This is a genomic window from Rhizobium oryzicola, assembly GCF_030504645.1.
Lineage (GTDB): Bacteria > Pseudomonadota > Alphaproteobacteria > Rhizobiales > Rhizobiaceae > Neorhizobium > Neorhizobium oryzicola.
Window position 1 is genome coordinate 13,292 of sequence record NZ_JAUKWQ010000012.1, and the last position, 26,129, is coordinate 39,420.

26 protein-coding genes are annotated in these 26,129 nt (G+C 59.1%); 10 read left to right on the top strand and 16 right to left on the bottom strand.

Annotated features, from left to right (window positions below; all coding sequences use genetic code 11):
* The first annotated feature begins 105 nt into the window (after window positions 1-105).
* From rpsM to Q2T52_RS23230, 5 genes are all read left to right on the top strand, one after another.
* Window positions 106-474 (top strand): 30S ribosomal protein S13, encoded by a 369-nt coding sequence (rpsM, locus tag Q2T52_RS23210; RefSeq protein WP_302079300.1) that lies wholly within the window; start codon window positions 106-108, stop codon window positions 472-474.
* Between the two features lie 130 nt (window positions 475-604).
* Complete coding sequence (rpsK, locus tag Q2T52_RS23215; protein WP_003547577.1) at window positions 605-994, top strand: 30S ribosomal protein S11; 390 nt, start codon at window positions 605-607, stop codon at window positions 992-994.
* Between the two features lie 179 nt (window positions 995-1,173).
* The gene (locus tag Q2T52_RS23220) at window positions 1,174-2,184 is read left to right on the top strand and encodes a DNA-directed RNA polymerase subunit alpha (RefSeq protein WP_085423156.1); all 1,011 of its coding nucleotides are present in this window, start codon (window positions 1,174-1,176) and stop codon (window positions 2,182-2,184) included.
* Window positions 2,185-2,228: 44 nt separating this feature from the next.
* The gene (rplQ, locus tag Q2T52_RS23225) at window positions 2,229-2,654 is read left to right on the top strand and encodes a 50S ribosomal protein L17 (RefSeq protein ID WP_302079301.1); all 426 of its coding nucleotides are present in this window, start codon (window positions 2,229-2,231) and stop codon (window positions 2,652-2,654) included.
* An 88-nt stretch (window positions 2,655-2,742) separates the two neighbouring features.
* Window positions 2,743-3,126, top strand: coding sequence for a ribosomal maturation YjgA family protein (locus tag Q2T52_RS23230; RefSeq protein ID WP_302079302.1), 384 nt, complete (start codon window positions 2,743-2,745; stop codon window positions 3,124-3,126).
* Here the strand turns inward: Q2T52_RS23230 and Q2T52_RS23235 are convergent, their stop codons facing one another.
* The 7 genes from Q2T52_RS23235 to msrP form a co-directional block, all read right to left on the bottom strand.
* Entirely contained in the window at window positions 3,127-3,999 is an 873-nt protein-coding gene (locus Q2T52_RS23235; protein WP_302079303.1) for a DUF817 domain-containing protein, read from the bottom strand.
* Window positions 4,000-4,037: 38 nt separating this feature from the next.
* Window positions 4,038-4,391: a hypothetical protein gene (locus Q2T52_RS23240; protein ID WP_302079304.1), complete on the bottom strand. Its 354-nt coding sequence runs from the start codon at window positions 4,389-4,391 to the stop codon at window positions 4,038-4,040.
* Between the two features lie 12 nt (window positions 4,392-4,403).
* Window positions 4,404-4,664 (bottom strand): hypothetical protein, encoded by a 261-nt coding sequence (locus Q2T52_RS23245; RefSeq protein WP_302079305.1) that lies wholly within the window; start codon window positions 4,662-4,664, stop codon window positions 4,404-4,406.
* Between the two features lie 159 nt (window positions 4,665-4,823).
* Window positions 4,824-5,525, bottom strand: coding sequence for a hypothetical protein (locus tag Q2T52_RS23250; protein WP_302079306.1), 702 nt, complete (start codon window positions 5,523-5,525; stop codon window positions 4,824-4,826).
* Window positions 5,522-5,818 (bottom strand): hypothetical protein, encoded by a 297-nt coding sequence (locus tag Q2T52_RS23255; protein WP_302079307.1) that lies wholly within the window; start codon window positions 5,816-5,818, stop codon window positions 5,522-5,524. Before Q2T52_RS23255 ends, Q2T52_RS23250 begins: the two co-directional genes overlap by 4 nt.
* An 82-nt stretch (window positions 5,819-5,900) precedes the next feature.
* Complete coding sequence (msrQ, locus tag Q2T52_RS23260; RefSeq protein ID WP_302079308.1) at window positions 5,901-6,542, bottom strand: protein-methionine-sulfoxide reductase heme-binding subunit MsrQ; 642 nt, start codon at window positions 6,540-6,542, stop codon at window positions 5,901-5,903.
* Window positions 6,542-7,486 carry a protein-methionine-sulfoxide reductase catalytic subunit MsrP gene (msrP, locus tag Q2T52_RS23265; RefSeq protein ID WP_302079309.1) on the bottom strand — a complete coding sequence of 315 codons (945 nt, stop codon included), beginning with the start codon at window positions 7,484-7,486 and terminating at the stop codon, window positions 6,542-6,544. Before msrP ends, msrQ begins: the two co-directional genes overlap by 1 nt.
* Window positions 7,487-8,085: 599 nt before the next feature.
* Here msrP and ilvD point away from each other — a divergent pair.
* Both ilvD and Q2T52_RS23275 read left to right on the top strand, forming a co-directional pair.
* Entirely contained in the window at window positions 8,086-9,921 is a 1,836-nt protein-coding gene (ilvD, locus tag Q2T52_RS23270) for a dihydroxy-acid dehydratase (RefSeq protein ID WP_302079310.1), read from the top strand.
* A gap of 286 nt (window positions 9,922-10,207) precedes the next feature.
* Window positions 10,208-10,543, top strand: a complete 336-nt coding sequence (locus Q2T52_RS23275) for a hypothetical protein (RefSeq protein ID WP_302079311.1) — start codon at window positions 10,208-10,210, stop codon at window positions 10,541-10,543.
* Window positions 10,544-10,562: 19 nt separating this feature from the next.
* Here Q2T52_RS23275 and Q2T52_RS23280 read toward each other — a convergent pair whose 3' ends face one another.
* Complete coding sequence (locus Q2T52_RS23280; RefSeq protein WP_436799581.1) at window positions 10,563-10,931, bottom strand: lysozyme inhibitor LprI family protein; 369 nt, start codon at window positions 10,929-10,931, stop codon at window positions 10,563-10,565.
* A 195-nt stretch (window positions 10,932-11,126) separates the two neighbouring features.
* Between Q2T52_RS23280 and Q2T52_RS23285 the strand changes: the two genes are divergently transcribed.
* Both Q2T52_RS23285 and Q2T52_RS23290 read left to right on the top strand, forming a co-directional pair.
* On the top strand, window positions 11,127-12,527 hold the full coding sequence (locus Q2T52_RS23285; RefSeq protein ID WP_302079312.1) for a DegQ family serine endoprotease: 1,401 nt from the start codon (window positions 11,127-11,129) through the stop codon (window positions 12,525-12,527).
* Window positions 12,524-13,840 carry a replication-associated recombination protein A gene (locus Q2T52_RS23290; protein ID WP_302079313.1) on the top strand — a complete coding sequence of 439 codons (1,317 nt, stop codon included), beginning with the start codon at window positions 12,524-12,526 and terminating at the stop codon, window positions 13,838-13,840. Before Q2T52_RS23285 ends, Q2T52_RS23290 begins: the two co-directional genes overlap by 4 nt.
* 7 nt (window positions 13,841-13,847) lie before the next feature.
* Here the strand turns inward: Q2T52_RS23290 and Q2T52_RS23295 are convergent, their stop codons facing one another.
* Window positions 13,848-14,171, bottom strand: coding sequence for a DUF1883 domain-containing protein (locus Q2T52_RS23295; RefSeq protein ID WP_302079314.1), 324 nt, complete (start codon window positions 14,169-14,171; stop codon window positions 13,848-13,850).
* 418 nt (window positions 14,172-14,589) lie between these two features.
* Between Q2T52_RS23295 and Q2T52_RS23300 the strand changes: the two genes are divergently transcribed.
* Window positions 14,590-14,895, top strand: coding sequence for a c-type cytochrome (locus Q2T52_RS23300; RefSeq protein WP_436799583.1), 306 nt, complete (start codon window positions 14,590-14,592; stop codon window positions 14,893-14,895).
* A 337-nt stretch (window positions 14,896-15,232) separates the two neighbouring features.
* Here the strand turns inward: Q2T52_RS23300 and lacZ are convergent, their stop codons facing one another.
* The 7 genes from lacZ to Q2T52_RS23335 form a co-directional block, all read right to left on the bottom strand.
* Window positions 15,233-18,256: a beta-galactosidase, LacZ type gene (gene lacZ, locus Q2T52_RS23305; RefSeq protein ID WP_302079316.1), complete on the bottom strand. Its 3,024-nt coding sequence runs from the start codon at window positions 18,254-18,256 to the stop codon at window positions 15,233-15,235.
* Window positions 18,257-18,322: 66 nt separating this feature from the next.
* Window positions 18,323-19,546: an HAD family hydrolase gene (locus tag Q2T52_RS23310; protein WP_302079318.1), complete on the bottom strand. Its 1,224-nt coding sequence runs from the start codon at window positions 19,544-19,546 to the stop codon at window positions 18,323-18,325.
* Window positions 19,547-19,575: 29 nt separating this feature from the next.
* Window positions 19,576-20,604: an ABC transporter ATP-binding protein gene (locus Q2T52_RS23315; protein WP_302079319.1), complete on the bottom strand. Its 1,029-nt coding sequence runs from the start codon at window positions 20,602-20,604 to the stop codon at window positions 19,576-19,578.
* Complete coding sequence (locus tag Q2T52_RS23320; protein ID WP_302079320.1) at window positions 20,601-21,632, bottom strand: ABC transporter ATP-binding protein; 1,032 nt, start codon at window positions 21,630-21,632, stop codon at window positions 20,601-20,603. The genes Q2T52_RS23315 and Q2T52_RS23320 overlap by 4 nt, the downstream gene beginning before the upstream one ends.
* Window positions 21,633-21,640: 8 nt before the next feature.
* Window positions 21,641-22,780 carry an ABC transporter permease gene (locus Q2T52_RS23325; RefSeq protein ID WP_302079321.1) on the bottom strand — a complete coding sequence of 380 codons (1,140 nt, stop codon included), beginning with the start codon at window positions 22,778-22,780 and terminating at the stop codon, window positions 21,641-21,643.
* Between the two features lie 4 nt (window positions 22,781-22,784).
* Window positions 22,785-23,771, bottom strand: a complete 987-nt coding sequence (locus tag Q2T52_RS23330; RefSeq protein WP_302079322.1) for an ABC transporter permease — start codon at window positions 23,769-23,771, stop codon at window positions 22,785-22,787.
* Between the two features lie 201 nt (window positions 23,772-23,972).
* Window positions 23,973-25,883: an ABC transporter substrate-binding protein gene (locus Q2T52_RS23335; protein ID WP_302079323.1), complete on the bottom strand. Its 1,911-nt coding sequence runs from the start codon at window positions 25,881-25,883 to the stop codon at window positions 23,973-23,975.
* Window positions 25,884-26,129: the final 246 nt, after the last annotated feature.

The window sequence follows — 26,129 nt, forward strand, 5'->3', positions numbered from 1 at the left end:
ATTGACATGTTGCGGATATGAATTGAACTGGCGGCCACCTGAGGGCTGCTCTCATGGAAGAAGCACCACTTGCCGGATGGCAACTGGAACGCAAGGAGAATAGGCGTGGCACGTATCGCTGGCGTCAACATCCCGACTGCAAAGCGCGTTGTTATCGCGCTGACCTACATTCACGGGATCGGCCCTAAGTTTGCACAGGAAATCATCGAGAAGGTTGGCATCCCTGCTGACCGTCGCGTTCATCAGCTGACGGACGCTGAAGTTCTCTCGATCCGCGAAACCATCGACCGTGACTATCAGGTTGAAGGTGACCTGCGTCGCGAAACCGCGATGAACATCAAGCGTCTGATGGATCTGGGCTGCTACCGCGGTCTTCGTCATCGTCGCGGTCTGCCGGTTCGCGGTCAGCGCACGCACACCAATGCCCGTACCCGCAAGGGTCCGGCAAAGGCGATTGCTGGTAAGAAGAAGTAATTTTTCAGGCATTAGCCAATGGGCAGTAGGTGGTAGCAGGTGATGCTATTGGCTACTGCCTAAATCCTATTGCCTGAAAAGGTGGAGCCGCTGGTGTTACGGCGGTGAAGATATCAACGAAAGGGAAGTCATGGCCAAGGAAGCCGTACGCGTCCGCCGTCGCGAGCGCAAGAATATCAGCTCTGGTGTTGCTCACGTCAACTCCACGTTCAACAACACGATGATCACCATCACCGACGCACAGGGCAATGCGATTGCCTGGTCGTCTGCTGGTGCAAAGGGCTTCAAGGGCTCGCGTAAGTCGACCCCGTTTGCTGCTCAGATCGCCGCCGAAGATTGCGCCAAGAAGGCTCAGGAACACGGTATGAAGTCTCTCGAAGTCGAAGTTTGCGGTCCGGGTTCGGGTCGTGAATCGGCTCTGCGCGCCCTCCAGGCTGCCGGCTTCATGATCACGTCCATCCGCGATGTGACCCCGATCCCGCACAACGGCTGCCGCCCGCGCAAGAAGCGCCGCGTCTAATACGCCTTGGGGGTCGTGGCGCTCGCTTCGATCTTCAGTTGAACATTGGTTTTGCCGCCATACTTCGGCTTCGAAGTTTGGCGGCTTTGCCGTAACGCCAGAGGGTTTATTCCCAAAGGTGCTTCTCATGCTCGGTTGCCACGATTGGATGGTGGCAGCGAACGGAAGGTTTGAAACACATGATCCAGAAGAACTGGCAGGAACTGATCAAGCCGAACAAGGTGGAGTTCACCTCCTCCGGCCGTACGAAGGCAACGCTGGTTGCCGAACCGCTGGAACGCGGTTTCGGTCTGACGCTCGGTAACGCGCTTCGCCGCGTTCTCTTGTCGTCGCTGCGCGGTGCTGCCGTTACGGCAGTTCAGATCGATGGCGTTCTGCACGAATTCTCCTCCATCCCTGGCGTTCGCGAGGATGTGACGGACATCGTTCTGAACATCAAGGAAATCGCCATCAAGATGGATGGCGACGATGCCAAGCGCATGGTCGTGCGCAAGCAGGGTCCGGGTTCCGTCACGGCTGGTGATATCCAGACGGTTGGCGACATCGAAATCCTGAACCCCGACCACGTGATCTGCACGCTCGACGAGGGTGCGGAAATCCGCATGGAATTCACGGTCAATAATGGCAAGGGCTATGTTCCTGCCGAACGTAACCGTGCAGAGGATGCGCCGATCGGTCTTATCCCGGTCGACAGCCTCTACTCTCCGGTCAAGAAAGTGTCCTACAAGGTGGAAAACACCCGCGAAGGACAGGTTCTCGACTATGACAAGCTGACCATGACCATCGAAACCGATGGCTCGGTCACGGGTGAAGACGCCGTTGCCTTCGCCGCCCGCATTCTGCAGGACCAGCTGTCGGTCTTCGTCAACTTCGACGAACCGCAGAAGGAAGCCGAAGAAGAAGCCGTCACCGAACTGGCTTTCAACCCGGCTCTGCTGAAGAAGGTCGACGAACTCGAACTGTCCGTTCGTTCGGCAAACTGCCTGAAGAACGACAACATCGTCTACATTGGCGATCTAATCCAGAAGACCGAGGCGGAGATGCTTCGCACGCCGAACTTCGGTCGCAAGTCGCTGAACGAGATCAAGGAAGTTCTCGCTTCCATGGGCCTGCATCTGGGCATGGAAGTTCCGGCCTGGCCGCCGGAAAACATCGAAGATCTCGCCAAGCGCTACGAAGACCAGTACTAACCATTAAACTGCAGGCGTATGCCTGCAAGTAAAGGAGACACGAGATGCGTCACCAGAATTCCGGCCGCAAGCTCAACCGCACCGCCAGCCACCGCAAGGCAATGTTTGCCAACATGGCTGCTTCGCTCATCACGCATGAGCAGATCGTAACGACCCTGCCGAAGGCGAAGGAAATTCGCCCGATCGTCGAAAAGCTGGTCACCCTCGGCAAGCGTGGCGACCTGCACGCTCGTCGTCAGGCCATCTCGCAGATCAAGGACCAGGACGCTGTCCGCAAGCTGTTTGACGCGATCGCTTCGCGTTATGCCAGCCGCAACGGTGGCTACCTGCGCATCATGAAGGCCGGCTTCCGCCAGGGCGACAACGCTCCGCTCGCCGTCATCGAATTCGTTGAGCGCGACGTCAATGCCAAGGGCGCAGCCGACAAGGCTCGCGTTGCTGCTGAAGCCGCAGCGGCCGAAGCTGCTTGATCTGATCGCTATCGATCATTGAAATGACGAAAAGCCGGTAGGGTAACCTGCCGGCTTTTTGTGTTTGGGGTAGTGCGGGTAGTGCGCGATGGTATTGGGTTTACGCGGCCAGAGGCTGTTGAATGCAGGCATTGTGATCCTCGCCGGTCTGGTCATTCGCGCCTATGGCTATGAGATCGGCCTGCCGTTCATCCTCGTCAAATATGGCGGCTCCGTCCTGTGGGGCGCCATGGTTTATTTTCTGATGGGCATGGTCACGGGCGACGTACCGATCCGCCGGATCGTTTTCATCTCTCTCGTCATTGCCGTCGCCGTGGAATTCTTCCGGCTTTATCATCTGCCCTGGCTGGATACGTTCCGCCTGACCCTCTGGGGCAAGCTTCTGCTCGGCCGTGTCTTCGCGCTTTGGAACATACTGGCCTACGCAATCGGCATCGCGCTCGCCGCCCTGTGGGAAGGGTTAGACCGCTAATCACTCGGGAACGTGAACACGCGCCTTGATGTGCTTCAGATGCGCGACGATGGTGAAGGTCATGATCACAAGCAGCGACCAGGAACTCCACTTGCCGATATGCACCACTGACCAGGCGCCGATCTGGTTGGGATAGCGCCAGACGCCGAAGAAGGTGGAGATGTTCTCTGCCAGCCATATGAAGAAGCCGATGAGGATGAAGCTCAGGAGAAGCGGCATCTTTCTGTCGCGGTCATAGGGCCTGAATGTGACCGTTGTCCGCGCATAGAGCCCGAGCGCGCAGGCCGCGATGTACCACCGGTAGTCGCCGATATAGTGATGCGTGAAGAAATTGGCATAGATGGCAATCGCGATCAGGCTTGCCATCCAATAGCTGGGGTGATGGGTAATTCTGAGATCGAAGAGCCGCCAGGCCTGAATGACATAGCTGCCGATTGCGGCATACATGAAGCCGGCAAAGAGCGGCACGCCCATCAGCTTCGTATAGGCGAAATCCGGATAGGACCAGGACTGGATGCTGCCGGACGTCTTGAAGACCTCCAGCGCAAACCCGACGATGTGAAAAAGGCAGATGGCCTTGGCCTCGTCGAGCGTCTCCAGCCGGAAGGCGATCATCGCGATCTGGATGGCAATCGCAATCACCAGCAGCACATCATAGCGCGGCCAGCCGAGAAGCCCGGTCCTGGGCACCGTGAACACGGACAGGAAGAACAGGCCGACGAACAGGCAGGCGCGCGCTTCCTTGATGCCGAAATAGAGAAACTCCACGACGAAACGGCGAATGCCGTTCAATTCACCCCAGGGATGCCGGTCGCAGAGATAGCGATCCAGAACGAAGCTAGGTTCTGCAAGTCGGGCTGTATCTGTTTGCATCAAAGACCAGAAAGAATAGCGGTTGCGGCCGTTAAAAGTTAATTCCGGTCCGCTTTATATCGTATCGGTTTCTTCTTGAGCACGCCATTCGGCGCGTCTTCCTGTAGGATTTCCAGCGTTCTCCGGAGGAAATCGCGTATAGAGCGATCATCAGCGCTGAATTCGGCACTACTTGAATTCCAAAGTTGGCCGATCTGAGCATCCGAAACGGAGGGAGATAGAATTTCTTTGAGGTAGGCTTCCAATTCCGATGTGTGCAACGCATTGCGCCGTTCCGCCAGTTGAAGACCGAAACGGATGACATCGTCCATAGAAGCAAAAGTTTCAAAGTCCTGGATCATGAACGAGGTGAATGATCTGAAGGCAGGTGAGGCGACTAGCTTCTTGGTCATCGGCGCGTCGTTCTACGCAATCGGCTTCGATGATCTCGGCATTTCGGCGATTTCAAGCGCTCTCGCCAGAAACGCGCGCAGTCCACTACCGGTAATAAAAAATTCAGCCTGTGTGTTCCTCCAGATTTCCTGTAGCTCCCGGTCGGATGTGCCGTCGGAAAGCACTGTGTGAAGGTAGTGCGTAAAATCCGGTATCTCTGCGTTGGGAATGGTGCTTAAACCGAAGCGGATCAAATCATCCGCCGCATCAAAGAGCTCAAAATCCTGAGTCATAGATCCTGTAAAACGGTAATATGCGTTCGGGGGTGAAAGCAGTTTTTCGTCACGTCGTTGTTTCCGGTATAGGAAGTCATAACCTAAATCCAGTATCCGACAGGTGGGCTGCATTTCGGAAGGACAGCCAGCCGAAATCTGAGCTGCACCGCAAATCATTCAGCGTAGGAGCGGGGGCTGCGTTTTGCGCTGCTCTAGCAGATGCAGAGGAAGTGCCTCCCTTTCATTGATACGGCCGGTCTTTGCTTCCTTCTCGCCAATCTCCAGCATCAGGCTAAAAAGTTGATGGAGATCGCCGCTCATGCCGTAGCTGTGAGCGCTGGATTGGTATTTCAGAATATCCTCGAGCTGCTTTGCCGAAAGCTTCATACGTAAAACTCGCCGAAGGAAATCGAGAAGTTCATCCAGCATATCGGGATCATCGCGCATGAACTGCTGATAGGCAAATCGCACGAAGGTCTCGTCATCGGCAAACGCAATGTAGGAATCTGCGAAGTATGCGGTCAGACGGTAAAACGCGATGGGCGATGTGATGGACTTTTTCATTGGGTCAATGTTTCGCGGATAAGCCGTGTGAACGACAAATCCGTTCGGGCTGCGCGGTTCGTGATAGATGTAGACGAAGACGCTGAAAGTATCACGGATGGCGGGTGCATGGTAGCGTTGATTTAAATAGGCTTCGCGGCCCGTCGGCGATCCGAATCTCATCGAAAGATACGCTGCAGGTTTAAGCCCGCCTGCGACCTGTTTAGCCTCGAAATACTTGTAAGCTAGAACCTTGCGTACCCACGTTTCCGCATCTGCGATACTGGAGAACGCCCCGACCGCTGGTGGCTTTTCCAATAATAGTCGGGAAATCAATCTGTGTCCGACTTGTTGACGTGGCGGCTGATCGTATGACCGCCCATCAACTCGTCAAAAGGAAGGTTGATGATCAGATCAGCATAGCTGTCCGACACATCATGCACGAGTGGTTTCCCACTGGATGCGTTTCCCCCGCCGACCCACTGGCCGCCATCGGGACGACCTGCGGGAACGCGGGGTTGATCGGGATTGAATTTCGCGTGGAGTTTGAGTTGGTCGCATAGGGTCTGTGCGACCAGGCGCAGCCGCATCATCACCAATTTTTCCTCAAGTCCATCGTGTCTGTTCATCGGTAACCATCCCTGTTTTCGCCAAGGATAACCCCGTCCCGACCTGCGGGGATGAACGACGGTAAGATTTTTTGCTTTGCGGTCAGCCGCGGCTTTGCACCGGCTGCCCCAAGCCTCGCTTCCACTTCACCAGGGGCTTGCGTACCGGGCGATAGGCGAGCAGCAGCGCGGAAAGCGCCAGATAGAAACTCGGCTCCAGCGTCAGGCTCTTGCGGGCCAGGATGAAGTGCAGCACGCCACCGGCCAGGATCAGGTAGCTCAGCTTGTGCAGGCTGTTCCAGCGTGAGCCGAGCCGCTTGATCGACCAGTTGTTGGAGGTCACGGCTAGCGGGATCAGCAGCACAAGGCACGCCATGCCGATGGTGATATAGGGACGCTTGACGATATCGCCCCAGACAGCCCCGAGATTGAGCTGCAGGTCGAGCAGCGCGTATACGCTGAAATGCATCAGCACATAATAGAAGCCGAGAAGCCCGAGCGCGCGGCGATAGCGGAACCAGTTGATGCCCGCTAGATCGCGCAGGGGCGTGATCACGAGCGCGGCCACCAGAAAGCGCAGCGCCCAGATGCCGAGCAGGTGTTCGAACTCCTTGACCGGATTGAAGCCGAGCCCGCCCGTCGCAGCCTGGTAGAAATACCAGACCGCCGGACAAAGCCCGAGGAAATAGAGGGCCCAGATGCTGGGCCCATGCAGCCGCCGGGGCAGGGCAGGGATGGATGGCATCAGTAATTCGCCTTCAGGTCCATGCCGGCATAAAGGCTGGCGACCTCACTGGCGTAGCCATTGAAGGGCAGGGTATCGCGCCGTGCCTGAAACAGACCGCTGCCCTCACCGATCCGCTGCTCGGTCGCCTGGCTCCAGCGCGGATGATCCACGGCCGGGTTCACGTTGGAATAGAAGCCGTATTCCTTGGCATTGGCATTCTTCCAGGTGGTTTCCGGCTGCTTCTCGACGAGCTTGATCTTGACGATCGACTTGATGCTCTTGAAGCCGTACTTCCACGGCACGACGAGGCGGATCGGCGCGCCGTTCTGGTTTGGCAGGGTTTCACCGTACAGGCCAACGGCCAGGATGGTCAGGGGGTGGTTGGCTTCGTCCAGGCGCAGGCCCTCCACATAGGGCCAGGGCAGGGGCTGGAAGAAGCCGCTCTGCCCCGGCATTTCGGACGGGCGGACGACGGTTTCAAAAGCGACATACTTCGCGCTGCCCTGCGGCTCCACCTGATCCAGCAGCGCCTTCAGCGGAAAGCCGATCCACGGGATCACCATCGACCAGCCCTCGACGCAGCGCATGCGGTAGGTGCGCTCTTCGAGCTGCAGCTTCATCAGCTCTTCCAGGCCAAACATCTTCGGCTTGTTGACGAGGCCCTCGACAGCCACCGTCCAGGGGGTCGGCTTGAACTTGCCCGAGTTCTGGGCCGGATCAGATTTGTTGACGCCGAACTCATAGTAATTGTTGTAAGTGGTGATGGCCTCTTTCGGTGTCGGCTTCTCGTCCAGCTTGTAAGGGCCGGGCTTTGCCTGCAGCGGAGCCGCGATTGCCGTTGCGGCCGTACCACCGAGCACAAGGCCAGCAGCTGCACCGCCGACAAAGGTGCGGCGGGATAGATAAGCGCTCTTCGGCGTGATTTCGCTGGTGGGGATCTTGGGAGGTTGGTAGACGCTCATGGTTCGCCTCGTTTGCAATGGGGTAGCGTTACTTAACACTACGCAAGCGTCTCGTTGAGAGTTTCACGCATCACGCAAATAAAATCGGGACGCACATTTTCGTGTCCGGCGGGGGCTTAGAGCCTATCAGGGCTAAATGGAATCGTTCTGCCGGAAGCATTTTTTGTCAGGATCAAGGCTTTCGGCGAAGAGCATACCTCCTGGTACGGTCGAGACGAAAGCCGCAGATAATGGCGGAAAATGATCCGGCCCCTCGGTTACGCCGCTTCGCCGATGCGAAGCGAAAAGCGTAACCGACGAATTTGATGCTTGCCGGATGCCAAAGGCAATCCGGCGGGCGGGTTGGCTGAGGCGGCTCATCTGCTTTGTCGAGCGGCTTGGCCGTATGCTTCGGCTACGGCGCGCGCCGCTCTCCTTGCATCTGTTCCCGCCTGAGCCAACAGAACTGTTTCCATTTAACCCTGATAGGCTCTAAGAGGCGTACCGCTTTGACCTGTGCTGATAGTGACAGCAATTTCGCTTTGGAGTAGGAAAACCTCACAACAAAAGGGCTCGCCATCGGGATTGGCGAGGTAACCTGATCAATCGAGGATAACACCATGCCCGCATATCGTTCGAGAACCACGACCCACGGCCGCAATATGGCAGGTGCGCGCGGTCTGTGGCGCGCCACCGGCATGAAGGATAGCGATTTTGGCAAGCCGATCATCGCCGTCGTCAACTCTTTCACCCAGTTCGTGCCGGGCCATGTGCACCTCAAGGATCTCGGCCAGTTGGTTGCCCGCGAGATCGAGGCTGCCGGCGGCGTTGCGAAAGAATTCAACACGATCGCCGTGGATGACGGCATCGCCATGGGTCATGACGGCATGCTCTATTCGCTGCCGTCGCGCGAAATCATTGCCGACAGCGTCGAATACATGGTCAACGCGCATTGCGCCGACGCCATGGTCTGCATCTCCAACTGCGACAAGATCACGCCCGGCATGCTGAATGCCGCCATGCGCCTTAACATCCCGGCTGTCTTCGTCTCTGGCGGTCCGATGGAAGCGGGCAAGGTCGTGCTGCATGGCAAGACCGTTGCTCTCGATCTGGTCGATGCCATGGTGGCTGCCGCCGACGACAAGGTGTCGGACGAGGACGTCAAGGTCATCGAGCGTTCTGCCTGTCCCACCTGCGGTTCGTGCTCCGGCATGTTCACCGCCAACTCCATGAACTGCCTGACCGAAGCGCTTGGGCTGTCGCTGCCCGGCAATGGCTCGACGCTTGCCACGCACTCGGACCGCAAGCGTCTGTTCGTGGAAGCCGGCCACCTGATCGTCGATCTCGCTCGTCGTTACTACGAGCAGGAAGACGAAGGCGTACTGCCGCGCAATATCGCCACCAAGCAGGCCTTCGAAAACGCGATGGCCCTGGATATCGCCATGGGCGGCTCGACCAATACGGTTCTGCATATTCTGGCCGCAGCCCATGAGGGCGGCGTGGATTTCACCATGGATGATATCGATCGCCTGTCGCGCAAGGTTCCCTGCCTCTCCAAGGTGGCGCCTGCCAAGCAGGATGTGCACATGGAAGACGTGCACCGCGCCGGCGGCATCATGCGCATCCTGGGTGAGCTAGAACGCGGCGGCCTGATCAACACCGAATGCAAGACCGTGCATGAGGCAACGCTGGGTGACGCCATCAACCGTTGGGACATTACCCGCACCAATTCCGAGACGGTCCGCACCTTCTTCAAGGCGGCACCGGGCGGCGTGCCGACGCAAGTGGCCTTCTCGCAGTCATCCCGCTGGGATGATCTGGATACGGACAGCGAAACCGGCGTCATCCGCTCCGTTGAAAAGCCCTTCTCGAAGGATGGCGGTCTGGCCGTTCTCTACGGCAACATCGCGCTCGACGGCTGCATCGTGAAAACAGCCGGCGTGGACGAATCGATCCTGAAGTTCACTGGTCCCGCCAAGGTCTATGAGAGCCAGGATGCGGCCGTAAAGGCAATCCTTGGCAATGAAGTCGTCGCTGGCGATGTCGTGGTCATCCGCTACGAAGGTCCGAAGGGCGGTCCGGGCATGCAGGAAATGCTCTATCCGACGAGCTACCTGAAATCGAAGGGCCTCGGCAAGGCTTGCGCGCTGATCACCGATGGCCGTTTCTCCGGCGGCACGTCCGGTCTGTCGATCGGCCATGCCTCGCCGGAAGCCGCCAATGGTGGTGCGATCGGCCTCGTGAAGGATGGCGACCTGATCGAGATCGACATTCCGAACCGCACGATCAACCTGAAGATCACCGACAGCGAACTGGCGGCGCGTCGTGCCGAGCAGGACAAGCTCGGCTGGAAGCCCGCAGCGCCTCGCAAGCGCAATGTCACGACCGCGCTGAAGGCGTATGCCGCCTTTGCATCGAGCGCCGATAAGGGTGCCGTGCGTATCCTGCCGGAATAACGCATCCACCGCGAGAGCAGTGCTCTCCTGCAAGCGTCTGTTGAACAAGGCCGGAGCATCGTGGATGTTCCGGCCTTTTGTATTGAATACATCGAAGGACGAAGCAAATATCGGAGAATTGAACTTGGTCGGGTTAGTTCAACTTCTAGCAGCTCAATCCACGAATTTTAGGATGTTCTTGTTGCCGATGTTTAAATTTCCATAGCCCACTCAGATTTTCCAAAAGCAAATGAACTGCTATGAGTTTCTCGGCGGGGCCTTCGGTCCAATTCGGGGATGAATGAAAATGAAAAAGATGAAACTGCTTCTGGCGCTTGTATTGGCAGGTGTTGCGAGCTCGGCTTCGGCCAGTGATTACGCCTTCCGTCTGCACAACCGCGCGCAGGGTTACACGATCAATGGCTTCTATACCTACCAGAACGGTCATTGGAGCGAAAACTGGATCCATCAGCGTATTCGTCCAGGCGAATACTTCAACATGGACTGGAACAGCAACGAAGGAAACTGCGTCGTTCCCTTCCGTGTGAGCTGGGATGGCTATGGCGCCGACGATTACAAGATCGACTGGTGCAAGGGCGTCAGCAACATCTACATGATGGACAAGGGCTTCAAGTGGGATTGATCCCACAAGGATTAAGTCCTCACAGCGGGCGGGGCAGGCTCTTGAAAACCTGCTCCAGCTGTTGCTGCCGCGACGTATAAGCGGAACGGATACAGGCGATATCGGAGCCGCAGGCATGGCGTTTCTTCAGCCATTCGGTCTGCTCGGTTTTCAGTGTATCGCGGTTACCCATGGCGACAAGTTCGGTCAGAAGATCGAACGTTGTCGCCATTTTCACATCCAGATCATTCAGCGCACGGTTCTCACACACGGCCTTTTCATCGTCGGCCAGCTGCTGCTTCTCGCAGTCGAAGCTGGCTGCTTTTGCGGTTGTTGGCTGAAAAACCAAGCTTGAAAACGCCAGGGGCAGGGCAGCGGAGAAGATAAAGATGGAGCGTGGGTTCATCATTGCGAAGAGCACCGTCTGTTGAGGGTTTCAGCAGCGGTTACGCGGAACCGCGATCTTTGTTCCAAAAGAAGCGAGAAGTTGTGGGCCTTGGCGTGCAAGACGTTGTGCTCCATTGCCTTTTCACATTTTCGGCCATCTTTCCTTTCTAGTCTCACGCGCTAGAAGAACAGTATCCTTCACCTCATGAGGAATCATATGTTGAACAAGCCCAATTGGGTGTCGTCCGCGATCCTGGCATTGGCACTTGCCCTGCCGCTTTCTGTGCATGCCCAGGAAAAGACCGTGCCGCAGAGCAGGGCGGACATGCAGGCCTCCTTCTCGCCGCTGGTCAAGCGGACAGCGGGTGCGGTGGTCAACGTCTACGCAGAGCGTGTGGTCCAGCGTCAGAACCCGTTTGCGGGTGACCCCTTCTTCGAACAGTTCTTCGGCCAGCGCATGCCGAACCGCTCGGAAAAGCAGTCGTCGCTTGGTTCCGGTGTTATCGTTTCCCAGAAGGGGCTGATCGTCACCAACAACCACGTCATCCAGGGTGCTGACGATATCAAGATCGCGCTTGCCGATGGCCACGAGTTCCCCTGCGAGGTCCTGCTGAAGGATGAGAGCATCGACCTCGCCGTTCTGAAGATCAAGGGTAACGAGACCTTCCCGGTTCTGGCGATTGGCAACTCGGACGCGGTGGAAGTCGGCGATCTCGTTCTTGCGATCGGAAACCCCTTCGGCGTCGGCCAGACAGTGACGAGCGGCATCGTCTCGGGTCTTGCCCGCAACCAGGTGACGACGGGCGATGTCGGCTTCTTCATCCAGACGGATGCCTCCATTAACCCGGGTAACTCGGGCGGTGCGCTGATGAACATGAATGGCGAGCTGATCGGCATCAATACCGCGATCTTCTCGCGCGGCGGCGGCTCCAACGGGATCGGCTTTGCCATTCCGGCAAACCTCGTCAAGGTGTTCCTGAAGGCGGCGGAAGAGGGCAAGAAGAGTTTTGAGCGGCCTTACGTCGGTGCAACCTTCCAGCCGGTCACGTCGGAAGTGGCCGAAGCATTGGGTCTCAAGACGGCGCGGGGCGCGCTGATCGTGTCCGTGATGGAAGGCGGTCCTGCGGACAAGGCGGGGCTGAAGCCTGGCGAGGTTATCACATCCGTCAACGGCATCCCCGTCGAGCATCCCGACGCCCTATGGTACCGCCTGACGACGGCCGGCCTTGGTCATTCGGCAACGCTTGCCGTGCAGCAGAATGGCGGCGAACGCCAGGTCACGCTGGCGCTGAGCACCGCGCCGGAAACCGTGCCGCGCGATGAGAAGCTTGTGGAGGGCCGCAACCCCTTTGCCGGCATGCGCATTGCCAACCTTTCGCCCAAGCTGGCGACCGAACTGCATATGCCCACCGACAAGACGGGCGTGGTGGTGACCGACATCACCCGCAGTTCGCCGGCCGGCCGCCTTGGCTTCCAGCCGGGCGATATCGTTGTGGCGATCAACGGGGAAACGATTTCGTCCACTAAAGCCATGCTCAAGATCCTGGACGACAATCCGGGGCTCTGGCGCGTGGAGATCGAGCGCGCCGGTCAGCGCATCCGGCAGGTCTTCCGGTGAGCGGCGACCTGTTCTCGCCCCGTGTCCCGGAGGCCATCGCCAACCGACGGCCGCTGGCGGACCGATTGCGCCCCACCTCGCTTGCCGAGGTGACCGGCCAGTCGCATCTGACGGGCGAGGACGGGGTGTTGCGGCGGATGATCGCCTCCGGTTCGCTCGGCTCCATGATCTTCTGGGGGCCGCCCGGTACCGGCAAGACAACTGTCGCCCGGCTTCTGTCGGGCGAGGCGGGGCTTGCCTTCGAGCAGATCTCCGCGATCTTTTCCGGCGTCGCAGATTTGAAGAAAGTCTTCGAGGCAGCGCGCCTGCGGCGCATGGATGGCCGTCAAACCTTGCTTTTCGTCGACGAGATCCATCGTTTCAACCGCGCCCAGCAGGACAGTTTCCTGCCTGTCATGGAGGATGGTACGGTCATCCTCGTCGGCGCGACCACGGAAAACCCGAGCTTCGAACTGAATGCCGCGCTTCTGTCGCGAGCGCGCGTGCTGACCTTCCGCTCGCACGATGAGGAAAGCCTGGGCGAGCTGCTACAGCGAGCCGAGCAAACAGAACAGAAGCCTCTGCCGCTGACGCCGGATGCGCGGGCCTCCCTTATTCGCATGGCGGATGGCGATGGACGCGCGGTGCTGACACTTGCTGAGGAAGTCTGGCGCGCAGCGCGCGAGGGTGAAACTTTTGACACGGAAGCGCTGACACAGATCGTCCAGCGCCGCGCCCCGGTCTATGACAAGGCGCAGGATGGCCACTACAATCTGATCTCCGCCCTGCATAAATCGGTGCGGGGGTCAGACCCGGATGCAGCCCTTTACTATCTCGCTCGCATGTTCGATGCCGGCGAAGATCCGCTCTATCTCGGGCGGCGGTTGGTACGCATGGCGGTGGAGGATATCGGGCTTGCCGACCCGCAGGCGCTGGTCATCTGCAATGCCGCCAAGGATGCCTATGACTATCTCGGTTCACCCGAGGGGGAACTAGCGCTGGCCGAGGCCTGCGTCTATCTGGCGACGGCTCCCAAGTCCAATGCCGTCTATACCGCCTTCAAGGCTGCCATGCGCGCCGCCAAGGAACATGGTTCTCTGCTGCCGCCGAAGCACATCCTGAACGCCCCGACCAAACTGATGAAGGGCGAAGGGTACGGTGACGGCTACCGCTATGACCATGATGAGCCGGATGCCTTCTCCGGGCAGGACTACTTCCCGGAAAAGCTCGGTCGTCAGACATTTTATGATCCGCCCGAACGCGGTTTCGAGCGGGAAATCCGCAAGCGCCTGGACTGGTGGTCGAAACTGCGTCGCGAGCGCAACGGCACTTGAGGTTACGTCAGGAAGCCTTGCGTTGGGCACTCGCAGGCGCGCTGATCGTTGGGGGAGCGATCATCTTCACCGACGAATCCGCCAGGCCGTGATGACCTTCCGCATCCACGACAAGATGCCAATGGCCACCGTCCGGGATGGTCAGCTTGATCGGGGACTTCTTGGCGACACCGCCGACGAATTTGAAGTCCAGCTTTTCCGTGAAGCGTTGGTAATTGACCGCCGTCATCAGCCGCACATTGTTCACGGCTGACAGGGTGACTTCGATGGTCGTGCCAGCGCGTTGTTCCTTAAGATCATAATGGGTGAAACGAAAGCCCGGTGCCGCCATGATATGCCTCTATGCCTGCTATTCACTCTGAAATCTAAAGGCTACCGGTTAACGATCGGTTGGAACCGATTGCCGTTATCCTCGTTAATTGACCATGCAAAGAAGAAGAGAAGACTTCTTTGCCCCAGAATAAAGGCGACATTTCCCCTGCTGTCGCCGCATAACGAGAAGCAAAGATCTCCAGTCAAGACTTCGAGCCCTTGTTCGTCTCCCCTGCGAACAAGGGCTTTTCTTTTGCTGAGGCATGAGGTCGCCTTGCAGATTCGCGTCGTTGCGCGATATCGCATGCAAACATTGCTTCGCGGGAGCTTGCCCTATGCCCTCATCTATCAAGTCAAGACGTTGTAGCTTCGGGCTCCCCATTGGCCTGATACTTGTCGGATGGGCTGCAGTTCAGGAACCGGCCCATGCCGCGGATGTGGAAAAAGGGCGGCGCGTGTTTCAGACCTGCGCCTCCTGTCATCAGGCAACAAGCGAGACGAACGGCTTCGGGCCTTATCTAAAGGGCGTGGTAGGACGAAGGGCCGGCAGTGCTGCAGGATTCAACTATTCGCAGGCAATGCGGGATGCCGGAACTGGTGGATTGATCTGGGATGAAAAGGCGCTGGCAGAGTTTCTGTCCAGTCCCAAGAAGAAAGTTCCCGGAACATCCATGCGCTTCTTCGGCCTCTGGTTTCAGTCCGAGATCGACGACGTGATCGCCTATCTGAAATCCAATCCATGACCACCGGTGTCTGATCCGGCCCTTCGACTTGCGGAGGACACGGGATCGTTACCTGTTCATATCGGACACCACCCAGCGGAAGAAGATGAAGATGGTGGCGGCAAACAGCGCAAGCTGAACAATCTTCGGCAGATCAAGCATGACATCGCTCTCTTGGTTGGCATCTGCTTCATGCAGACAGCCAATCCTGCCGATGTGCCCCTTAATATTTTCCCTACCTGTTGTTTAAGATTGTTCCCAATTGCGTGAATTCGGAGCAATCATGATAGTGTATTATAATATTGCTGCTGGGATTGCTTGGATAGGCCTCCGGATCTCAAGAAATTCCGAAATAGTATCACGAAATTCGCAGACTGAATTCGACTGTAAGTGGCTCTCCGGCTTCAATGAGATAAGGAGGATGTGCTAGCGAACCCCAACTATCATCCCCCGCAACGCCCATCTGCCGGGCAAGAACCGTCACGATCGTGCGGTTCGGTTTCGGCAAGTCGATGGGACGCGGCGCGCTTTCGATCTGGAACGGCGTGTAGGGTGAGACACCGAGTTCAAACGGCGCATGCAGCGCTTGAATACGAAGACGATTGCCATCCGCGTCGAACATATCCGCCCAGCGCACACCCGTGCGGTTGCCGGATTCCTGCGGCGTCACATAGGGCGTGACATTGTCCACCACCGATCGCTCGTAGATGCCAAGACGAGCACCCTTGTTGCGGTCGGCATAGTTTTCCTCCGGACCAAGTCCATAGTAACGGAACCGATCGAAGGCGCGTGGCATCGGAAGCATCAGACCGAACAGCGGCGGGGCGGGCAGGGCGGGATCACCCGGCCAGTGCGCGGAAACGGCAATGCTGCCATCGGCCTGGAAACGGTAGGACACCGAGACCTCTTCCCTTGAGCCGGGCACCTTGAAGCGGTAATCGGCACCTCGATCCGTATAGGTGTAGGAAGACTGGTGGGCATCAAGGCTCGCCGAGCGCCAGTGGCCGTAGATGGCACCGAACTTCGCGCCGCGATCATTATCGACAGGTGCACGCCAGAAGATCGGGCGCGGCGGCTTTTCCAGGAACTCGCGTCCCGCTGTATTGACGAGCGAGACCGGCCCGCCGAAACGGCGGCAGAAGATCGCCTTCGTGTGACCATCGGAGACGCCGTAATTGTAATCGCCACGTACAAGTTTCAACTGCGGCTCTGCAACGGCTTCGGGGGGCTTCGCCACGCGCCAAATATGCTCGCCGAAGGCGACTTCATGGCCAGCCTTCGCCCAGAGACGATCATGACGTTCTTCCAGCCAGCCTTGCAGGGTGTATTCGCCAGCCTCTGACAGGCCGGGAAGCGAAAGCGCCACATAGGCCTCTTCGCCAGCCGAGACCTTCGCATCCGCCGTGCCGGATGCGATTTCCTCGCCGTCGCGCAGCACGCGGTAGCGCAGAACAAAGGCGTCCAGCGAGACGAACAGATTGTCGTTGATAACGCGCACACCCTTGCCATCCGGCAGCAGGCGCACCGGCTGGTAAAGCGCCTTCACCTCCTGCATCTTCGGCGTGGTCTTGCGGTCGGCGGTCACAAGGCCGTCGGCGCAGAAATTGTAGTCGGTCGGTCGATCCCCAAATTCGCCGCCGAACAGCAGCTGTTCTGAACCGTCAGCGGCGGTGCCATAAAGCGCCTGTTCGATATATTCCCAGATGAAGCCGCCTTGGCATTGCTCATAGCGATAGGTGAGGTCGGTATAGAAATGCATGCCGCCCAGCGAATTGCCCATGGCATGCATGTATTCGCAGGATACGAACGGCTTCTCAGGGTTGGAGCGCAAATACTCTTCCACCGCCTGTGGACGCGCATACATGCGCGTTTCCATGTCGCTGGTCTCAGTATCGAAGCGGCGATCATGAAAGACACCCTCATAATGCACGAGGCGCGAGGGATCGCACTCGCGGAAGTAATTGGCCATGTCTGCCAGCACACGGCCGCCATAGCTTTCATTGCCGCAGGACCAGATCAGCACGGACGGATGGTTCTTGTCGCGCGCCAGCATATTGGCAGCGCGGTCGAGAACGGCAGGCCGCCATTCATCGCGGTCGCGAGGGATCACGCGGTCCGGGTCGGTCTTCTCGATGGACCATGTGCCGTGCGTTTCCAGATTGGCCTCATCGATGAGATAGAGCCCGTATTCGTCGCAGAGCGCATAGAACTCGCTGCGGTTCGGGTAATGGCTGGTGCGCACCGCATTGATGTTGTTCTGCTTGAAGAACTGAACATCCCACAGCATGTCGTCTAACGTTACGGAACGGCCACGGCGCGGGTTGAAGTCGTGGCGGTTCACGCCACGGAAGACGATGCGCTTGCCGTTGAGGCGCATCACGCCGTCCTTCAGTTCGAACTGTCGGAAACCGACCCGCTGCGGCACAACTTCCGTTACGTGACCCGCGCCATCCAGGAGCGACAGCGTCAGGTGATAGAGATGCGGAGCCTCCGCGCTCCAGAGCAAGGGATCAGCGACCGGCAGATAGAAATCCATCTCCGCATCGGCATCGCGCTCATCCTGCAGCACGACCTTGCCATTGGGGTCGGACAGCGACAGCCGCAGGCGTGTCTTATCAGCCGCCGGCAGATCCAGTTTCAGGCGAAGCCTGAGGCTCGCTTGTGAGAAGTCGTCCGTCAGATCCGTATTCAGGAAGATGTCGCGCACATGCCGTTCCGGCCAGGCTTCCAGAAACACGGGGCGGATGATGCCGGACAAGCGCCAGAAATCCTGATCCTCCAGCCAGGCGCCGGAGGAGCGGTGATAGACCTCCACCGCCAGCAGGTTCTCGCCTTCGACCAGATGGTCCGTCACGTCGAAGCGCGACGGGGTGAAACTATCCTCCGCATAGCCAACGAAGCGGCCGTTCAGCCAGACATAGAAGGCGGTCTCTACGCCCTCGAAGGTCAGGATCGTGCGCTTGCCCTTGAATGCGTCTTCCAACGTGAAGCTGCGTACATAGCAGCCGACGAGATTATCCTCGGGTACTTCGCCAGCCTTCAGGGCGTCGTGACCGTCCCAGGGGTATTGGGTGTTCACATATTGCGGGCGTCCGTGCCCCTGCAATTGAAGCGCACCGGGCACCTCGATAGGCGCGAAGCCAGAACGGTCAAAACTAGGCTGCTCGAAACCGACCGGGCGTTTGTCGGCGCGGGGCGCAGAGGCGACCAGCCATTGGCCGTCGAGGCTCTGCCGCCAGGGGGAGGGTGCACCGAATGTAGCCTTTGTGGTGTCCGGATAGGTGACGTGATCGGACACGGGATCGAGCCGCCCGACGGCAAAGACTTGAGGATCGGAAAGCCAGGCGAGTGTGGGCGCTGCCGGTGCCGGGTTCTGAGACATGTCGATCCTCGTAGGGTATGCAATGCAGAAAGAAGACGAGGGGAACTCCTCTTCCCCTCACGTTTCTCAGGTAACAGACCGTGTGCCGAGAGCAAGGGCGGTATCGATACGATCCACCAGATCCGGGAGATCGTCGATAAAGGAAATGGTGAAGTCGGGCGCTTCCTCGCGGCTCTCCGGAATATGCGTGCGCAAAGTGGACCATTTCATGAAGATTGAGGCGATGCCCATGCGGTTCGCGCCCAGAATATCGCGCGAGAGATTGTTACCGACCATGGCCGTCTCGGCGGCGCGGCTTTCATCGAGGCCGATGGCGGCGAGCGCCTGCCGGAACATGGCTGGGTCCGGCTTGTGAACGCCCACCCGTTCCGAAATGATGTGATCGGAAAAATGCTCCCACATGCCGCGGGGCTTCAACAGGTTTTCGAAGGTCGCCACCGGCCCGTCCGCCACCAGCACCAGCGTATGTCCCATGCGCTTCAGCTTGGCGAGAACGAGATCGGAACCGGGGATCAGCTGACCCTCGACCACCACTTCGCTGCCGTCCAGCTTCACCTCGGTGCGCTCATCCACCAGCGTATCGCCGCAATCGACGAAGAGGGCGGCAAGCCGCGGCTGATGCGCGAGAAGATGGGCTTTGAGAGCCTCCACGCGCTGCGGAATGTCCGTCGCAAGCTGTGTCCAGGGTTTGAGTTTTGCTGGGTCGAGTTCAACCGGCTTGAACGAGAAGCTTGGCGTGAATGCATCGCCCCGCAGCTTCAATCGCGCCAGCCGGTGATCCAGAGGCGTTGCAGAAAACGCGCCGGCGCGGGCAAAGGGGTTGCCGAGATGCACGCCGTGTTCGCCCGCAAGACTGCTGCAGGCGGCCAGGATCTTCTGGCGCCGTGACTGCATCTCCTCCGGGCTCGTCCAATGGGCGTGCTTGCCGGGTTCCAGATAAAGCACGGGCCTGCCATTCTCGATCCTGCACGGTTGCCCGCCCGCCAACATATCGCGTCGCTCGCCGTGGCGGCTGGCTTCTACGCCGGTCACATCCCCGGCTGCATTCAGCCTGACCCAGACATGCTCCAGATCGTAGAGGTGCTGGATGTCCCAATCGTACCAGATCGCATATTCGATCAGCGTGCCGCCCTGCGGGTCCAGTTCGAACTTGCTGGAAGGCGAAGGGCTGTGGGTTCGGTAAACGCTCCAGCCGATGGCGCCAACCTCAAAGGGCTCGCGCTCATCGGCCATCAGCACCGGGAGATGGGCAAGCGCCAAGGCGGCATCCGGGTCGATCATCGTGGTCATCTCAATTCTCTCAAATGCAGTCGGTGCCGTCAGCGAACGCCGGCCAGATCCAGTTCCGCCGCGCGGTGGCAGCGCACCGCATTGCCCGAGGGCAGGGCCTCCAGCACCGGCTCGACCTGCTTGCACAGATCCGTGGCATAGGGACAGCGCGGATGGAAGACACAGCCGCTCGGCGGCTTGGCGGCATTCGGAATCTCACCCTTCAGAATGATGCGCTTCTTGGCGGCATTGGCACGCGGGTCCGGTTGCGGCACGGACGACAAGAGCGCTTCCGTATATGGATGGCGCGGCTTGTCGAACAGCGATCGCGTATCGGCAATTTCCACCAGTCGACCGAGATACATGACGCCGATGCGGTTGGCGATATGCTCCACCATCGACAGGTCATGGGTGATGAACAGGTAGGTCAGGCCGAACTGATCCTGCAGGTCCTGCAGCAGGTTGACCACCTGCGCCGCGACAGACACGTCGAGCGCCGAAACCGCCTCGTCCGCTGCGATGAAGGTCGGGTTGACGGCAAGTGCGCGGGCAATGCCGATACGCTGCCGCTGGCCGCCGGAAAAGGCATGCGGATAGCGGCTCATGAATTCCGGGCGAAGTCCGACCAGCTTCAGAAGCTCACCGACGCGATCCTCGATTTCCGATTTGGCGATGCCCTTGTTGATCAGCGGCTCGCCGATGATTTCGAGCAGCCGCAGGCGCGGGTTGAGCGACGAATAGGGGTCCTGAAAGATCATCTGGACCTCGTCCCGGACCTCACGCATTTCAGGACCGCTGGCCTTGGCAAGATCGATCACGCTGCCATTGCGACGGCGGAAGCTTATGCGCCCGTCGGTGACAGGAAAAGCGCGCAGCATCAGACGGGCAACGGTGGATTTGCCGGAACCGCTTTCGCCAACAAGACCCAGCGTCTCGCCTTTGCGCAGCTGGAAGCTGACACCATCGACGGCGCGTACGGCACCGGTCTGGCGGCCAAAGAAGCCTGACGTGATCGGAAAGTGCTTCCGGAGATCGGCGACATCCATCAGGATGTCGGGAGCAAGGGAGGTGTCTGTCATGGGGCGATGCTTTCCGTTGCAACCGCTTCGGCCACCCGGTGGCAGCGGGCCATGCGATGGTCATTGATGCGGGTGATGCCGGGATAAGTGGTGCGGCACAGCTGATCCGTGGCGGCGGAACAGCGCGGATTGAACACGCAGCCTGCCGGCAGGCGATAGGGGTCCGGGATCATGCCGGGGATCGTGTTCAGGCGAGGCTGCTTTTCGGCCCCAAGACGTGGAATGGAGTTGAGAAGCGCACGCGTATAGGGGTGGCGCGGATCGTAGAAGATGTCTTCCGTCGTGCCGGTTTCCACGACATTGCCGAGATACATGACCGAGACGCGATCCGCGATGTCAGCCACCACGCCGAAATTATGCGTGATGAAGACGATCGACATGCCAAGCTCGCGCTTCAACTCCTTCAGGAGATCGAGGATCTGCGCTTCGGTCGTCACGTCGAGGGCTGTCGTTGGCTCGTCGGCGATCAGCACCTTCGGGCGACAGGCCAGCGCAGTGGCAATCATGGCGCGCTGGCGCATGCCGCCGGAAAGCTGGTGCGGATAGCTGCGCATCATTTCCTCGATGCGGGGCAGGCGCACCATATCGAGCGTTTCCTTGGCGCGTTGTTCTGCCTCGCGCTTGCTCAAGCCCGTATGCAGCAGGATCGGCGTCATCACCTGATGTCCGATGGTGTGAACCGGCGACAGCGCCGTCATCGGCTCCTGAAAGATCATGCCGATCTTGCCGCCGCGAAGGGCGCGCATGTCGCGGCTGTTCTTGGCAAGCTTGGCGATGTCCGTGGTGGTGCCATTGTCGTTGAACAGCACCTTGCCATCGGCAATCGATGCAATCTTCGGCAGAAGCTGCATGATGGTGCGCACGGTGACGGACTTGCCGGAACCGCTTTCGCCGACCACGCCCAGCACTTCGCCGGGCATCAGGCTGAGGTTCACGCCATCGACAGCCTTCACCACCCCTTCGCGCATCTTGAAATGCACTTTCAGATTTTCGATCTCGATGATCGGCTTCGGGTTTTCACCTGCCATTGCGGAACTCATTTGCTGTAGGGATCGGCTGCGTCGCGCAGGCCGTCGCCCAGGAAGTTGAAGGCGAGCACGATGATGACGATGGCAGCACCCGGCGCCAGCAGCCAGGGCGCCTGTGCAATCGTGCGCAGGTTCTGCGCGTCCTGCAGCAGCACGCCCCAGGAAACGACCGGCGGGCGAAGGCCGAGGCCGAGGAAGCTGAGGGCCGTTTCGCCGAGGATCATGTCCGGCACGGCAAGGGTCAGCGCTGCAATGATGTAGCTCGTCATCGAGGGCAGCATGTGCCGGGTGATGATCTTCGCCTCCGACGTGCCGCAGAAACGTGCCGCCAGCACGAAGTCCTCGTTCTTGATCGACAGGAAGCGCCCGCGCACGGTTCTCGCCACATAGGTCCAGCCGATCAGCGACAGAAGCAGCGTCACCAGGAAGTAGACGAAGAGGGGATCCCAGGTGATCGGCAGGGCCGCCGCCAGACCCATCCACAGCGGGATGGTGGGGATCGAGCGCAGGAACTCCATGCCGCGCTGGACGATATTGTCTGTGATGCCGCCGAAATAGCCGGAAATTGAGCCGAGCGTGATGCCGAGCACGAAGCTGACAGCAACGCCGATCAGGCCGACGGAGAGCGAGATGCGACCGCCATGGATGAGGCGGGATACCATGTCGCGACCCAGCGTGTCGGTGCCGAGCAGGTTGATGCGGTCGGGGCCGGTTGTGCCGTAGAGATGCAGGTTGCCTTCGAACAGGCCCCAGAACTTGTAAGCCTGGCCGCGCACGAAGAAGTTGATGGGAATGACCTTGGTCGTGTCGGCCACATAGATCGGCCGCATCGTGACGGGATCGCGTCCGCGCTTGAAGCCATAGACGAAGGGGCCGCGGAAGCTTCCCTGTTCATCGAAGAAATGGATCGCCTGCGGCGGCTGCAACGTGCTGCGCGAATTGGCTTCGAAGGCATCATAGGGTGCAACGAATTCCGCCAGCGCCACGATCAGGTAGGCCGCAATCAGGATGATGCCGGACAGCATGGCCACCTTGTGCCGCTTGAAGCGCCACCACATCAATTGCGCAGGCGTTGCCTGGTAGACCCGCTCTTCGCGTCCGGTGCCGGTTTCGACATCCTGCATGTCGTTCAGTGTCGTCTCGGTCATGTTGTCACCTGTAGCGGATGCGGGGATCGGAGATCGCCAAAAGGATGTCCGAGACGATCGTGCCGATGATGGTGAAGGCTCCCAAGATCAGGATGAAGGCGCCGGACAGGTACATGTCCTGGCTTTGCAGCGCCTTCAGAAGCAGCGGCCCAGTCGTTGGCAGGTTGAGCACGACCGAGGTGATCACGTCGCCGGAGATCAGTGCGGGCAGGGCCCAGCCGATGGTGGAGATGAACGGGTTCAGCGCCACGCGCACCGGGTAGCGCCAGATCACGCTCCATTCCGTCAGGCCCTGGGAAAGTGCCGTTTCCACATAGGGCTTGTTCAACTCGTCCAGCATGTTGGCACGCACGATGCGGATGAGTCCCGCCGCACCGCTGCTCGCCAGCACCAGAAGCGGAATCCACAGGTGGTTGGCAAGGTCGATCACCTTGGCCAGGCTCCAGGGTGCGTTCTGCATTTCAGGAGAAAAAAGGCCGCCGACATTCATGCCGAACCAGGAGTAGGCGAACCACATCAGGATCAGCGCCGAGAGGAATTCGGGGAAGCCGCGACCGATGAAACCGAAGATCGTGAAGAAGTAATCTAGGAAGGAATATTGCCGTGCCGCCGCATAGACACCGATCGGGATGGCAATCACCCAGGTCAGGATCAGGGAGGCCAGCGAAATGGACACCGTCAGGAACAAGCGGTCCCAGATCAGGTTCGAGACCGGCTGGTTGAAGCCGAGCGATGTGCCGAAATCGCCATGCAGGACGATCTTGCCCATCCAGCTGACATATTGTTCGTAGATCGGCCGGTCGAGACCATATTCGTGGCGAATGCGTTCTTCCGTGCCTTCCGGCACCACGTCGCCTTGGGTACGCATCTCGGCCACCATGGCGGAGGCGAAGTCACCGGGCGGCAACTGGATGACCGCGAAGGAGGCCACGGAGACCAGGAACAACATAGGCACCGCCCAGGCAATCCGGTTCAGGATGTAAGAGATCATCGGTCTTACTCGAGGAGTGTTGGGGAAGGCAGGTCGGGCACGTTAACAGTGGCCTTACACCATCCCTTTGCGCGACGAAGCGAAGGCACGCAATGTGCCGGAAATCGTGTCTTAGGTCGCTTACGCCGGCCAGGCATCTTGGATGCCGGCCGCGCAAACCATGAGCGTCAGGTCCGCGCGGCCGGCTTGGGAGGAAGCCCCTTACTTCTTGAAGTAGAGCTGTGCCGGAATGGCGTTGCCTTCGTTGCGCAGCGCTTCTTCGTTCGTCATGACATCGGGGAAGTTGCCGATCTTGTTGGAGACGACGAAGGGGGTGACGGACTCGCCAACGAGGCCGATCATCCAGACATTGTCCTTCATCACGCCAATCAGCTCGTTCATCTTCTTGTTGGCTTCATCGATCGTCTTGGCCGAGGACGCACCCTTCCAGGCGGCAAACAGCTTGCGGATCGGATGATCTGCCGGCGGTTCCACGCCAGACGGCGACTTGCCGTCCGAGTTGAACCATTCGAAGTAGCCATTCGCATAGGACTCACGACCGAGCAGCAGGGTCGGATCGGCCTGCGGCATCAGCAGGCGGTCTGCATAGCCCATGCTGACGTCGAACTCGCTGTTCTTCAGATGCGAGAGGTTGGCGTTCTCGTCGACGGTGCGCACGAGGCCTTCGATGCCCGCCTGCTGCCAGCCCTGGCGAACCAGTTCCGCCATTTCCGGCGGGAAGTTTGGCTCAACCGTTTCAAGAACGAGGCTCAGACGCTTGCCGTCCGGTCCGGTCCGGAAGCCATCGGCACCCTTCTTGAGACCTAACTGGTCAAGCAGCGCATTCGCGCGATTGATGTCGAAGCCGGTCCACTTCTTCTCGAAGTCGGCATCGTAATAGGGCGAACCCTTTGCGGGGGAAGCCGAACGCGGCGTGGCAAGGCCGGAGAAGACCGTCTCGTTGATCGCTTCGCGATCGATGGCGACGCTCAGAGCCTCACGGAAGCGGACATCGTTGAAGAGCTTCGCCTTCACCGGATCCTTGGATTCGATGTTGACGAACATGGCAAGGTTTTCGCCGCTCTTCCACGGATGAACCGTGTAGTTGCCGGCCTTCTCGTTTTCCTTCAGCAGCGGATAGTCGCGTGCTTCGAGGAAGCGGGACTGGAAGTCGATCTGGCCCTGGACGACCATCAGGTTGAGCGCCTGGTGATCCTGGAACAGCTTGCCTTCGATCCGGTCGATATAGGGCAGCTGGTTGCCGGCCTTGTCGGTTGCCCAGTAGTAGGGGTTGCGCTCGAAGACGATGGTGCTGGCCGGCGGCGGGGTCACGACCTTGTAGGCGGTGACTACAGGCAGGTCCGGGTTCAGCCACCAGGCCTGGATCGGACCCTTGAGATCCCAGAGGCCGCGCCAGTTGGCAACACCCTTGGCCTTGACGATGGCGTCCAGTTCTTCGGGCTTGGTGTATTTCGGCAGGAACTTCTTCAGGTAATGGGCCGGCTGGATGAAGCTCGGCTTGTCGAGGCCCGGCCAGCCGGTGGACTGTACCGCGAGAACATAGGGGAAGAGTGCGTAGGGCTGCTCGAACTTGACCTTGAAGGTGCGCTTGTCGACCACATCAAGTTTGAACGGTTTGCCGCCGGAGAACAGGAAGCCGGGAGGGGCCGGGCTGAGTTCCGAGTTCAGGAAGATATCTTCGTACCAGAACTTCACATCGTCAGTGGTGACCGGCTGACCGTCGGACCACTTCATGCCGTCGAGCAGCGAGAAGGTGAATTCGGTGGAGTCAGCATTGGCCGACCAGCTTTCCACGAAACGGTTGACCAGATCCACCTTGCCGTCGAGAGACTGCTGCAGCTTGATTGCGCGCTCTTCAACGAGTTTGGTGGAGCCCATGCGGTCACCAATGCCGCTATAGGCGCGGCGCAGCGTGCCGCCATAGGTGCCGATTTCGCCATAAACGGGGATCACCGCCGGCTTCTTCGGCAGGCGCTGATCGACCGGCGGCAGTTTGCCCGCATCCACGAGCGCCTTCAGCATCGGCGATTCATTGAAGGCAAAGGCCATCGACAGCGATGTCATCGACAGCAAGGTGGACAGGAATGCGACTTTCATGAGCTTGTTCTGCATGTGGTTCCCCTATTGACCCGTAATTGCAGCTCGAAATTCGTTCGCTTGCCAGCCGAGTGGCTGGCCGCATGAAAAAGGTCTGTTGCTGGCTCCTCCAATCGCATCAGCAATCTGGCCGACAGCTCGGCTAGGCGCATGATTTCATGCTTCTCGCCTTGCCGATTTCGGCGCCTTTTAATTCGTTCGTTTACCTGACGAATGAAACAACGAATTGAGGGAGTGTCAAGCGATTTCGGTTTTGCGCCG